Source organism: Paenibacillus taichungensis (assembly GCF_047302525.1).
GTDB lineage: Bacteria > Bacillota > Bacilli > Paenibacillales > Paenibacillaceae > Paenibacillus > Paenibacillus taichungensis_B.
The window spans coordinates 6925700-6939193 of sequence record NZ_CP168020.1; the positions used below are offsets into that span (position 1 = coordinate 6925700).

Consider the following 13494-nt stretch of genomic DNA (forward strand, 5'->3'; position numbering starts at 1 on the left):
TTTTACCATAAACCATGCATAATAGGCTCGTCTTGTGTATGCTTATCGTATGTATTCCTTTCAGGAACGATGCAGGCCGGGATTCGGCTTAATTTCAAACAACAGGAGAGAGCATATGAAAATACTTACGTTAAATACGCACGCTTGGGCAGAAGAAGACCAACTGAACAAGATCAGTCAGCTGGCTGATTTTATCAATACACACCAATTTGATGTGATCTCCATGCAGGAGGTTAATCAATCGATGCAAGAAGCAGCGCTGTCTGCGGAGGAACTGAAACATTACTTTGTCACGGAATCGGATGCTGTGATCAAAAAAGACAACTACGCTTACGTTCTACTTACGCAACTGACCGAGACTTATTACTGGACATGGATTCCGGCCCATGTCGGTTTCCAAAAATACGATGAAGGGCTGGCCATCCTTAGCCGGACGCCGATCACAAAGGCTTTTGGAGAGTATGTATCCCACATGCGGGATTACGACAACTACCGGACACGCAAAATTGTAGGTATACAGACGGCCATCCAAGGTGAAGCAACCTGGTTTGTGAATGGACACTATAACTGGTGGGATGATGAACAAGAACCTTTCAAGGGTCAGTGGGAACTGACCGAGAGCAAGCTTGCTCCATATATGGATCAGCCGCTGTATATTATGGGGGATTTCAATAATGTCGCAGAAGTACGTGGGGAAGGCTACGATTATATGATGAGCAAGGGCTGGAATGACCTGTACACGACAGCTGTGCAAAAGGATGACGGTGCAACCGTGGTCAAAGCCATTGCCGGCTGGGCGGATAACAAACGCGATCTGCGTATTGATTATATTTTCTCGAATCGTCCGGTACAGGCGAAGTCTTCGACGGTAGTTCTCAACGGAAAGAACGGCCCTTTGGTCTCTGACCATTACGGCGTAGCTGTGGAAATTTAATAGTTGGTCAGCCTTGTACACAATTTTTTATCAAAATAAAACGAAAGCCTCCGCTCACTTCCTTATAAGGAAAGTGCAGTGGGAGGCTTTTTATTTTTAAACCTTTGCTCCCCACGTTGTCGAAATAAGGCGATTTGTTCAGAATCGGTTCAGAGCCTCTCTATATAATGTGCATTATCGTACATGTCCATATTATTTAAGGAAGATCCTCGATTGGATTTTGCGTTGGAATGACACGAACTTACTTCATACTGGAGGAGCATTCTTTTGAAAAAAAATCATTTCATCAGCTCGATTCTCGCGGCGTCCTTGTTGACAACACCTTTGTGGACGACACAGGCTAACGCCGCAGTATCATTTACCGATATCGATAACTCCTACGCCAAGGATGCCATTGTAGAGTTGCAAAACGAAGGAATTATTGCCGGATTCAGTGATGGTCGATTTAATCCGTCTGGTATGATCACCAGACAGGATTTTGCCATCCTGATTGCCAAGACGTTAAAGCTGGATGTAACCAATAACGTCCCATCCAATCCGACATTTATAGATATACCTGTGACCAGCTATGCGTATGCTTCTGTTGAAGCGGTATATCAAGCAGGTATATTTAAAGGCATGGGAAGCGGGAAATTTGGGAGCGGTCAGACATTATCCAGACAGGATATGGTCGTAACCCTGATGAGAGCGAAGGGAACAGACGTAACGTGCAAAGCTGCTTCGTTAACGTTCAAGGATAGTGCAACCATCTGGGAATATGCAAAAGATGCGGTTGGAGCGGCGCTCGAAGCTGGATACATTATCGGTGATCAAAACAACATGTTTAAACCCGTGTTGCAAGCCGATCGTCAAGCTGCGGCACTGACGGCTTCCCGATTGCTGCAAACGATAAAGGAAACACCAGATCCGCAACCAGATCCGCAACCTGAACCAGTGCCGACGCCAACACCAGAGGTAACACTAACGCCCGTGCCTACTCCGACTCCATCTACCAGTTCGAATAATGGCGGGTCCTCATCGAATGGAAGTGGTGGCGGAAGTACGAGTCCATCTGTGCCTGCGGATACAACAGCACCAACGGTGGATATAAGTAAATTTAGTATTATTGATAATTACAGCGGAACCTGGGATCAAGTTCAGGGGGATCCTGGAGCAGTCAGTGAAGAAGGAGCTGTTGTAACTTTCTATAGATGGACCGATGCGAATACGAATGGAGTCGTGGATGAAGGAGAGCTGGGTGGAGAGATTTCCCTTGCCAGAAGTAAAGCTGACGGTTCTCTTGCACTTACAAAGTTGCTAAATTTGATTCCGGGAGACTACAAATTTGTGGTTACCGCCAAGGATTCAGCAGGTAATGAGTCTCCTAAAGATGCGGCGCATGTATTTACTTTTACGCTTGTAAACGGAGAAATGCCAGTAGACGTGCCGACTATAGGTTCCAGTAAGTTTGGCTTCGACTCAAGCAACTCTAAAACAAAGTATCTTCAAGTTCAATATGGAAATAATCCATTTTCTCTAAACTACGATGTAGGGGAAGAATTTGTGGATGGCACCATCGAGTATTGGACCGATGCGTTCCAGTTTAGCTTAGATGATTTTTACCAAATTGATGGTGAGAATTATACAATAGATAGCAGTCAGATCAGTAATGATGGTCATACGCTTAAGCTTAAAGTAAATGTAGAACCCGGCACACCTATTATTTTGCAATTGGGAAATAAGATGAATGAGACAAGAGGTCAATATGATTTAATCATTCGCGTAGATGCTGACGGCGAAGGATTAGCCAAATCTGTATATGAAGAAACAGAGAAGCTATTCGTTAAATTTGACATCTTCGGATAATTTTAATATACATGGGACGGACTACAACTATGTAGTCCGTTGTTTTGTCTTATCGTCAGACTGAAAATACAATTATTTATTTGTAAGCGTAAACAAAAATCTGTAGCCACCGGGAAGCGGGTCAGTTATACTTGGTTTATTATTCGGCTGTTCCAGAGATAAACGAGATCATCACCTTTCGGTAAGAAGGGATTTTCTCACAAAGGTTAAGCGCTATACCTATGTATTCCATCGGGAGAGGAATGTGGGCATTCAATGACAACATATTTCAGTGAACCGCAGAGCATGTATTATCGATTCGGAGAAGATCAGGATCAGGTGTTGAAGGTGCTGGCAGAGAGGTATATCGGCGCCAACGCGCAGGCTGATTTTGTATATCGGGTATTTCAGAAGTCTGGTATTTTGCAAAATGAGAAGGGGCTTTATGATCTGAATTTGAGTAAACGCTTCCCTGATGCACATAAAGGTCAGATTTCCTATGCCGCAGCGCTGGTATGGGGGGATGAAGATAGAAATCTGGATGTGCTGATCCGCTGTTATGGACCGATTCGTTTCTATTTTAACGAACAATTGGTATATCGCTCCACGGTAATGGAAGAGATCAACCTGGACGCGACTGTGAAACTGGGAATCGACATTAAGCCGGGATGGAATACGTTGTTGCTGGAGATGAAGTATACACCTGCGGGCTTTGGATGCCAGTTTGGCTCGGACGAGGGGAAAGTGCGCATTCTGAATGTGCTCGCTCCTTTCCAGGAGAGACAGGGACAGGCCGGATGGGTATATTCCAAACCAGTAAGTTCGGAGGACAGTCATCCAGAATGGAATTTGCTCGGGTTAGAAGAGGATCACAGACTGGAGTGGCTGCCTGATACGCAATGGTCAGAGGAAAAGCAGACGCACCCGACCCTGGAGAGAATGTACGGACATCTTCCTGGTCAGCGAGTCTATACGTGGACACGGTTGATCAACAGAGATTCAAGCGAATGCCCGATCCGTTTGTCTGGTCAATCTTCCGGGCCACTGAATATATGGCTGAACGGCGTATCGGCGGTGCAATTGAAGGAAGCGGGTCCGTTCGAGGTGAACATACCCGCATCTTTTGGACGGAATGACCTGTTGATTCGCAGTGAATGTAGCGATACGGCTGAGCCATGGAATTTTGTAATAAACGCAACGGTGAATGGAGAGCAACTGGAACTGGAGCTTCCCCAACGTGTGCACGGAGCTTCCGGAGAATCATGGTTATATCTAGGACCTTTTGAATCGGAGGACGTCGAACCTGATTTGCAGGATCTAATGCGTATAGATCGGGTTTTTAAAGGAAGTGTATTGAACGATAACCCGGAAGAAACGGGAAGCCAACAGGCACGGAAGGAACGCATATATTGGCGACTGGACAGACCGGATGCGTGGATACGTCCTTATTATGAAAATGCAATGCTCAGTAACAAATGGACCGTAGGCAGTTTAACCAACTATGGTCGCTGGGACTATCCTTTAGGTGTCACCGTGTATGGTCTGTTGCAGACTGGACGTTATTTGCAGCGGCCTGACATTACGCGTTATGCGTCAGAACATGTGCAGGCGTGTACCCGTATGGATGAGTACTCATTATGGGATCGGGAGCAGTATGGTTTCCCAGCGGTTAACCAGCAGCTGGTTATGATGAAAATGCTGGATAACTGCGGCTCCTTTGGCTCCGCGATGCTGGAGGCCTATTCCGAATGTCAGGAGCCGACGTTCTTGCCGATTGCCGAACGGATTGCAGATTTTATGCTGACTCGGTTGGAACGACAGGAGGACGGTGCATTTTACCGTGAGTGTATCGGTGAATTTGCCGAGAATACGATGTGGGCAGACGACCTTTATATGAGCACACCGTTTCTTGTACGGTATTCCCGACTGACGGGGAATAATTCAGCACTGGACGAAGCCGCCAGACAATTTTTATTGTATCGGAAGTATCTGTATATGCCTGAATTCAAGATCATGTCCCACGTATACGATTTCAAATATGGACAGGCGACACAGATTCCGTGGGGACGGGGTAATGGATGGACGCTCTTTTCGCTGTCTGAGGTATTGGAAGCTTTGCCGACAGAGCACCCGGAGCGCCCGGCTTTAATTGCCTTCTTCAATGAATTGTGTGAAGGATATGCAGCTCTGCAAGGAGAGGGCGGATTGTGGCATCAGGTATTGAATGATTCGGAAACATACCAGGAAGCCTCCTGTACAGCGATGTTTGCTTATGGTTTTGCACGGGGAGTACGTTTTGGTTGGTTATATCAACCTGCCCGTTACATTGAAGCGGCTGAGCGGGCATGGAACGGATTAACTCGTAAAGCGATTGACCGTCAGGGCAATGTACATGGTGTATGCAGTGGCTCGAGATATGCCTTTACCGCAGAATATTATAATAAGGATCTGCTCACGGTAACGAATGACAATCACGGTATTGGCATTATGATGCTGGCAGGAACTGAAGTGGCGAAGATGAAGAAACATCTGGCCCAGCCTAAGGTGTCATCAACTGCTGTGACGCAATCCATATCTACTTGAACGTTTCATTAATCACATGTGGGTGACCAACGTTGAGATGGAGCGAAGCATGGTGCGCTGCACAAAGAATGCTGTATATATGAATAACCACCGGGAGCATCATTCCAGGTGGTTATTTAATCACTACGAATATCGATCTTAAATGAATGGACATTTGTCCCAACCCCTTACTTTTTTGACAGGAAAGCTTACTTTTGTTTATGTCATGAGCAGCCATAGGCCGTTACAATAGTTTTTGTAAGCGATTCCATAAAAGCAAAAGGGGAGGAAATTCATTCATGTTGAATACCAAAAAGTGGGTAACCCTGTTCTGCCTATCCCTGTTAGTGTTCGCTACAGCCTGTTCCGGAGGATCATCAGCACCGTCTGCTTCGACCAATGAAGGAGAAGAAGGGGACACTTCCGGCAAAATTGAACTTCGTATGACCTGGTGGGGATCACAGACTCGCCATGATCTCACCACCAAAGTGATTAAGCTATTTGAAGAGAAGCACCCTGGCATTACCATCAAGCCGGAATATTCCGGTTGGGACGGATACTTTGACAAGCTGACCACACAGGTAGCCGGTTCAAATGCACCGGATATCATACAGATGGATTACGCTTTTCTAACCGACTTTGCCCGACGTGGTGCATTGCTTGACCTGACCCCATACGCAGAGAGCAAAGAGCTGCGCACAGAGGACCATGACAAGAGTATGCTCAAAGCCGGATCGATTGACGATAAATTATACGCCATTACATTGGGTGTAAATGCGCCAGGTGTCATCTATGATGCCACCGTATTCAAGGAGCTCGGGATCGAGGAGCCGCAGGAAAGCTGGACGTGGAAGGATTTTAGTGACGTAGCTGCCAAGATTGCAGCAGAGAAGGGTGACGGTTTCTACGGTTCGGCGGATGTATCGGGAACCACCAACATGTTTGAGGTATTTATCCGGCAAACAGGCAAGGGACTATTTGATGGCGGGACATTGACAGCGACCAGCGAGGAGCTTCAGCAATGGTTTGACATGTGGGGGGCGCTTCGTGAGAACGGGGGTGCTACCTCTGCAGAAGTGACGGCTTCCACTACGAATGCACTGGAGACACGCCCGATCTCGCTTGGTACAGCTGCCATGGATTTTGCCTGGTCTAACCAATTACTTACGTTCCAGCAGGTGAACAAAAACCAGGATCATAAGCTTGGAATACAAGTACTTCCGCACGGTGTGGGTGAAAAGCAAATCGGTGAATACCTGAAAGCAGGCCAGTTCCTGTCCGGTTATGCCAAAACGAAACATCCGAAGGAAGTGGCGATGTTTATCGACTTCATGGTAAATGATCCCGAAGCTACCGCCATTCTAGGCTCGGAACGCGGAGTACCCGTCAATGCCAGCATCCGTGAGAAGATGCAGCCTACACTGCCAGAAGCGGAGCAAGCTATCTTCCAATTTATCGATGTGGTATCGAAAAACTCCAGTGAAATTGATCCGCCATACCCGCAAGGATTTTCCGAAGTGGATACCAGCTTCAAGAGTGCAAGCGAGCAGATCGCCTTTGGTCAAGACAACACACCGGATGTGATTGCCCAGTTCATTGAAGGGGCCAAGGCGACACTTGCATCAAGTCAATAACACTTGAACGGTTCCAGACTTCATATTCCGCGGGGAGGTTGCGAAGATGAGTACAACACAGGTTGGTCAAGCACAAACCGAGCGTGTGACAGCCCGGCGGGTGAAACGGAGATATGCCCATAATGGAGCAGCGCTTCTTTTCCTGGCCCCATGGCTGGTTGGTTTATTGTTCCTGACTCTTGGGCCGATGCTCGTTTCCTTATACATTTCGTTCACCGACTACAGTATCCTGGCCGCCCCTTCCTGGGTCGGTCTGGATAACTACACCACGATGTTTACATCGGATAAACTGTTTATCCAATCGCTCAAAGTCACATTTACGTATGTCGCCGTATCCGTACCAATCAAGCTAATTTTTGCCCTGCTGGTGGCAATGCTGTTGAACAAGGGCATTCGCGGGCTTGGCATTTACCGTACGGTGTATTACATCCCAACCCTGCTTGGGGGCAGTGTCGCGATTGCGATGCTGTGGCGCAAAATGCTGGGCGGTGACGGACTGCTCAATGGGGTACTTGCCATGATCGGCATTAAGGCACCTGATTGGGTCGCCAACCCGAAATATGCCCTGTATTCGATCGTACTGTTGTCGGTATGGCAGTTCGGATCGTCAATGATTATTTTCCTGGCAGGCTTGAAGCAGATTCCACCTGAGTATGACGAAGCTTCCGCCGTAGATGGAGCAGGCCCACTCCGGAGATTCTTTTATATCACACTGCCGATTCTGTCACCGGTTATCTTTTTCAATCTCGTGATGCAGCTGATTACCTCCTTCCAGTCATTTACTCAGGCTTTTGTCATCAGTAACGGCAGCGGGGGACCTGTCAATTCAACATTAATGTACTCTCTATACCTGTACAAAAAAGGGTTCTCGTTCTTCCAGATGGGTTATGCGTCCGCGATGGCCTGGGTGCTGGTGATCCTGATCGGTGTCTTTACATTGCTGGTATTCCGCAGCAGTAAGCTGTGGGTGCACTATGAGGATGGTGGAAAATCATGATTGGACAACGAAACTCTGCTACGTGGGTAGTCGCCAAACATGTACTGATCTCGGTCATTGCCTTTGTCATGCTGTACCCGGTGCTCTGGATGCTGGGCAGTTCATTCAAACCGGGACATATGATTTTCACCGAAACCTGGTTCTGGCCGCAAGAATGGAATTGGCAAAATTACATCAATGGTTGGACGGGGATTCAGGGCAATCCCTTCTCCCGTTTTCTGACCAACTCGGTCGTCCTGTCGCTGGGCGCTGTGCTTGGCAATGTCATCTCTTGCTCGATGGCGGCATATGCCTTTGCCAGATTGAATTTTCGGTTCAAAGCGATTTGCTTTGGCTTAATGCTGATGACGATCATGCTGCCACACCATGTGACGCTGATCCCTCAATATATTCTGTTTAACCATCTGGAATGGGTGAATACGTATCTGCCGCTGGTAGTGCCGAAATGGCTGGCGACCGATGCCTTCTTCATTTTCCTAATGGTCCAGTTCTTCCGGGGATTGCCCAAAGAGTTGGATGAAGCGGCTACGATTGATGGATGTGGTCCTGTACGAATTTACACCAAAATTATCATTCCGCTGGCCTTTCCAGCGCTGGTGACGACGATGATCTTTACCTTTTTGTGGACATGGGACGATTTCTTCAGCCAGTTGATCTATCTGAGTGATGTCAGCAAATATACGGTGCCGCTGGGCTTGCGCCTGTTCCTCGATTCCAGTTCCCAATCCGATTGGGGCCCAATGTTTGCAATGTCAGTGCTGTCTCTGGTGCCTTGTTTTATCGTATTTATCGTGTGTCAAAAGTATTTCGTAGAAGGAATCGCAACCTCTGGGCTCAAAGGGTAATTCCAAGACGAAACGAGTTGATTCCATGCGGAAACGAAGATTATCGTTATTCCTAACTCATAAGCTGCAACAAAGCAAGCTCTCCACGTTGATGGTGACTTGCTTTATTGCATTTAACCTGCTGCTCGTCTCGGTTATTGTCTGGCTGGCATACCAGTCGTTCTCTGCCGTCACGTTTACCGAGATCAGCAAAGCACGACTTGCTCTACTGAATGAGAGTACACGCCGAGGGTTTGATTTTATTACAGGTGTGACAGGCACGGCTTATTCTTTAGCTAGCAACCGTGAACTGTCGAATCTGCTGGAAACGAAGGGGACGGGAAGGCTGACACAGATCCACCAACGGCGTGAGTTATCCAAAATATTGGATCATACGCTGGTAGTCAGTGAAGGTATTACCTCGGTGGAGCTGTATACGGATGCTTTCAACGGTGTCACTGTCACGATGGCCGATCGCATTTATCCAGTGGATACGATTGTCAGTGATTCATGGTTTGCTGCACTGGAGCAGGCGGATGCGGCTTGGGTACCTCTTCGGGAAAATGAATCAGGCCAATCGCTTATCGGATACGCCCAGCGAATCTTTGACAGCCGGGGTGGGACGGTAGCCTACGTGCTCATCCGCCTGAGTCGCGCGGACATTGTACGCAGATTTGCGGATATGCCGATGGTGCTGGATGGACAGGTGCTGTTGGTGGATACCGCAGGCAACGTCGTCATGCAGATGGGCGATGACAATTTAGAGGTGAATTCTGGTGAGGATTCGAGCTCAATTAATGGAGCCTCAAAATTTTTTTCTTCTATTAATGTATCTGCTAATTTCGCTGCTGCTGGGGAAAGCGAACCAGTCGTCGATAGTGCATGGATTCAGGAGCATGTTGAACGTGGGGAGGACGGATTTGAAGTGGTTTCCGGCAAGCCTGGTGGAGCGCAGCTTGTTCTGTATTCAAGACCTGCCATGCTTCAGTGGCGACTGGTACAGACCATCCCTGTTCACAAACTATTATCTCCTGTAAGGCAGGCCGGATGGCAGGTCCTTGGAATAGCTGTGCTAGGGTTACTATGTTCGGCGGTACTTGCGTATCTGTTCGTTTGGCGGATTGTTCGTCCTTTACGTCAGCTGATCAAGCGGATGAGGCAACTGGAGAAGGGGGATTTTAATACCCGGGTTCAGCTTTCGTTTACCGAGGAATATGCCCATTTGGCGTATGGATTCAACCATATGGCATCACAATTGACGGAGTTGATGGAGCAGGTCAAGGAAGAGAGCCGAGCGAAGCGTGAAGCACAGACCGGTTTACTGGAGGCGCAAATCAAACCGCATTTTCTTTACAACACACTCGACATGATCCACTGGCGTGCTCTCGATTATGAGGCCAAGGACATCAGCCGCATGATTGTACAACTCAGCAAACTGCTGCGTATCGGATTGAGCGGTGGCAGACTATTCATCCGGGTACGGGATGAGTTGGAGCATGCTCGTTGTTACGTTAGCATTCAGTCGGAGCGGCTGCCGTTCTCTATTGATTATCAGGAACAGATTGATCCGAGAGTGCGAGGCTGTTACATTCCCAAAATCATTTTGCAGCCCTTTATCGAGAATGCGGTCATGCATGGGCATCCGAAGGAAGGACAACTTCGCATACAGGTGGATATGCGGGAATCGGAGAGCAACGATCCACCTGGTGTGGAGGGATCCTCAACCGGCATTATCACCGACTCAACTGATTCATCCGGATTAGGCAGCCACTCTATGGATTATCGTCCGCCCAGAATTTTTGCACACGCACCCAAAATCATCATTTGCATAAAAGATAATGGACAGGGCTTGCCTGAGGGCTGGAAGCTGGAGGAGACGACTGGCATTGGTATACGAAATGTACATCAACGCATTCAACTGTATTGTGGCACTGGGTATGGCGTTGATATATGTGCAGGTGAATTGGGCGGAGTAGAAGTGACCATTATGCTGCCGCGTATTGAGACGGAAGAACAATTAAACTTATGGCTGGGCGGTGAAAATTTGTGAAAACCATTATGCTCGTAGACGATGACCCGCATATTGTAAAAGCATTGACCGACCATATTGATTGGCCATCCATTGGCCTCCGCATTGCAGGAACGGCTTCCAATGGTTTGGACGCACTGGAGCTGTTCCATCGGCTGCGCCCCGATCTTGTGATGACGGACGTCTATTTGCCAGGAATGACAGGACTTGAGGTCACGCAGGCGTTGCGGCGGGACCATCCCCATCTGCCGATCATCATTCTTAGCGGATATGACGAATTTGAGAATGCCCGGGCGGCCATGCGCTGGGGCGTGAATCATTTTTTGCTAAAGCCTGCGGAAGTGGAGGAGATTGAGTCTGTTCTGCGTGAGGTGCTACTGGAAGAGGATGTGCGTGAGCGGCGTGAGCAGCTGGAGCGGACGTACAAACAGGAGATTGGGCGGGTGGTTCCTTATCTTCGCAAATTGTTTCTCCACGAGTTGTTAACCACACGCTACCGGGAAGAGGAGTTACCTGCGGAGCGTATGGATTATGTGGGTATTCGCATACCCTCTCAAGTGCGTGCCATCAGTCTGCAGTTGTATCGGCCTGCATTTCTGACAAGGATGAAAGAACGGGACTGGCAGCTGTTAAGGTACGGGGCAGCAGATATTATTCAGGAGACCGTCAAAGAGCAGACTACGCAAATAAACGACTGGCAGGTGGAGATCGTGGATTACTCGGATCAGGTGTTTGTGCTGCTTCTATTTGACGAGAAGGACCCGCTAGAACAATTTGAGTCAATTGTTGAACGGATGATTGATCAGATTTTTACGTACCTCAAGATCGAAATGAGCGCAGGTATTGGAACGTCCAAAGGTCACTTATGCGAAGTTATGGACTCCTATCTGGAGAGTAGGGAGGCGCTGGAGAAAGCAGAGTTTCAGGGCGGGAGTCGTGTATATCAATATGATTCATCAGATGCTTTAACCCCGAGCGCAACGGATTACTCGCTATTGCTGCGACAATGGAGTGAGTCATGGGCAGATATGAGGACTGATCTGGCTGAGGAGATATGGGCTCACCTTCGCAATCTGCTGGACGAAGGGGGTGGTACCAGTATTCAGGATGTGCAAGTTGTGGCCGTGAGCCTATTCGACACCTTAATTCATAGTTGGAACCGACATTATCCCATGCTGGCACCACCGCTCGCTATGAGCCATTTTTTGCGGGAAATTCAATCGAAATACGGGATGCAGGATCTGATATGCTGGATGGATGGTATTATTCGAAACTGGATGGAACAGATACGTAAAGAAATGGGCGAGAAAAAAAGCAATAAATTAGTGGAGCAGGTAAAACAGTACGTTGAAATGCATTATGCTGAAGAGATTAGTTTTGAAGCCATTGCCAAGGGACTGTTTGTACACCCCAAATATTTGAGTCAGCTGTTCAAGAGGGTGACCGGAGAGAACTTTGTGAGTTATGTAAATGGGTATCGGATTCAACGTGCGTTGGAGCTATTACAGTCAGGGCATTACATGGTCTACGAGGTTAGTGAAATGACTGGGTTCCGCAACGCGACGTATTTCAGTCAGGTGTTCAAGATGCTTACGGGCAAGAGTCCGTCTGAGGTGGGGTAGAGCCATCAATAGGGTAAGCAAAATAAAATAGATTGGACGGATTACAACGTATGATCATCAATCAACAGGAGTTTAATGTAAAAGGATTGACCTATTCAATTAGGTCCGCAATGGAAAAGGATGCTGAGGCATTGTCTTCACTTCGTTTACAGATGGATGGAGAAACCGAGTATATGGATCGTGAGCAAGGTGAAGGCTTTATTGATCCAGCGGGGTTTGAACAAATAATCCGGTTGGACTCGGAGAAAGAGAGAAACCTGTTTCTCGTTACTATTGTAAAGGAACAAATCGTCGGGTATTCCAGGTGTGAAGGTGTTGATCTAAAGCGATTTTCTCATAAGGTTGAATTTGGCGTTTGTGTAGCGAAAGAGTTCTGGGGATACGGGATCGGCAAGAAACTACTCGAACTATCAATAGATTGGGCAGACACGAATGGAATTGAGAAGATGACCTTGAACGTGGTGGGGACGAACGATAAAGCGATGGATCTTTACAAAAGAATGGGCTTCGAGATAGAGGGGACTGTGAAAAAGGATCGACGACACGCGGACGGTCGGTATTACGATACAGTTATGATGGGAAGGTTCAGGGGCTGAGGGGGAGAAGGTGGTGGTGATAGGTTGGCTAGCAATATACGCCACTCCTTTTATTATTCAATAACTATTCTTTTATATGAAAGAACAGATACACGAGTAACTACTTCTCTCTCATGGAGAGAGTTAATATCTATTAGATGTAGTTTCTTAAAATCTGATTTCATATATTGTTATAGAGGCTAATAGATATGTGCGATACAAGACTAAGTATCTCTTGAGCTACTAAATATTGTTTCTTCAAAACGAATAGAATCTCAGTTTACTATGAACATTAACTATTACCCTTTCTCTATAAGTTAATGATACTTAACATTGTCATATCTATTGAGTGTAGCAGATGGGGTCTGATTGCAAGACAGTGATTGATTATGATAAGAAGGGGAACATAACGGGTCTATTGTCCTCATCAAACGGAGATAAAAAAATTAATTAAGGGTTGCATTTTGTTTTTGTACATGGTATATTCTAAGTC

9 protein-coding genes are annotated in these 13494 nt (G+C 47.2%); all 9 read left to right on the plus strand.

Annotated features, from left to right (window positions below; genetic code table 11):
* Positions 1-115: 115 nt before the first annotated feature.
* The 9 genes from ACDJ58_RS31255 (at position 116) to ACDJ58_RS31295 (ending at position 13022) form a co-directional block, all read left to right on the plus strand.
* On the plus strand, positions 116-934 hold the full coding sequence (locus tag ACDJ58_RS31255) for an endonuclease/exonuclease/phosphatase family protein (protein WP_413374509.1): 819 nt from the start codon (positions 116-118) through the stop codon (positions 932-934).
* 267 nt (positions 935-1201) lie between these two features.
* On the plus strand, positions 1202-2779 hold the full coding sequence (locus ACDJ58_RS31260) for an S-layer homology domain-containing protein (protein WP_413374510.1): 1578 nt from the start codon (positions 1202-1204) through the stop codon (positions 2777-2779).
* 255 nt (positions 2780-3034) lie between these two features.
* Positions 3035-5341 (plus strand): glycoside hydrolase family 88/105 protein, encoded by a 2307-nt coding sequence (locus ACDJ58_RS31265; RefSeq protein ID WP_413374511.1) that lies wholly within the window; start codon positions 3035-3037, stop codon positions 5339-5341.
* A 278-nt stretch (positions 5342-5619) separates the two neighbouring features.
* Complete coding sequence (locus ACDJ58_RS31270; RefSeq protein ID WP_413374512.1) at positions 5620-6954, plus strand: ABC transporter substrate-binding protein; 1335 nt, start codon at positions 5620-5622, stop codon at positions 6952-6954.
* A 46-nt stretch (positions 6955-7000) separates the two neighbouring features.
* Positions 7001-7951 (plus strand): carbohydrate ABC transporter permease, encoded by a 951-nt coding sequence (locus tag ACDJ58_RS31275; protein ID WP_413374513.1) that lies wholly within the window; start codon positions 7001-7003, stop codon positions 7949-7951.
* A complete protein-coding gene (locus ACDJ58_RS31280; RefSeq protein WP_413374514.1) occupies positions 7948-8796 on the plus strand; it encodes a carbohydrate ABC transporter permease in 849 nt (282 codons plus the stop codon). Before ACDJ58_RS31275 ends, ACDJ58_RS31280 begins: the two co-directional genes overlap by 4 nt.
* Positions 8797-8821: 25 nt before the next feature.
* Positions 8822-10825: a cache domain-containing sensor histidine kinase gene (locus ACDJ58_RS31285; protein WP_413374515.1), complete on the plus strand. Its 2004-nt coding sequence runs from the start codon at positions 8822-8824 to the stop codon at positions 10823-10825.
* The gene (locus ACDJ58_RS31290; protein ID WP_413374516.1) at positions 10822-12426 is read left to right on the plus strand and encodes a response regulator; all 1605 of its coding nucleotides are present in this window, start codon (positions 10822-10824) and stop codon (positions 12424-12426) included. The genes ACDJ58_RS31285 and ACDJ58_RS31290 overlap by 4 nt, the downstream gene beginning before the upstream one ends.
* A gap of 50 nt (positions 12427-12476) precedes the next feature.
* The gene (locus ACDJ58_RS31295; RefSeq protein ID WP_413374517.1) at positions 12477-13022 is read left to right on the plus strand and encodes an N-acetyltransferase family protein; all 546 of its coding nucleotides are present in this window, start codon (positions 12477-12479) and stop codon (positions 13020-13022) included.
* Positions 13023-13494: the final 472 nt, after the last annotated feature.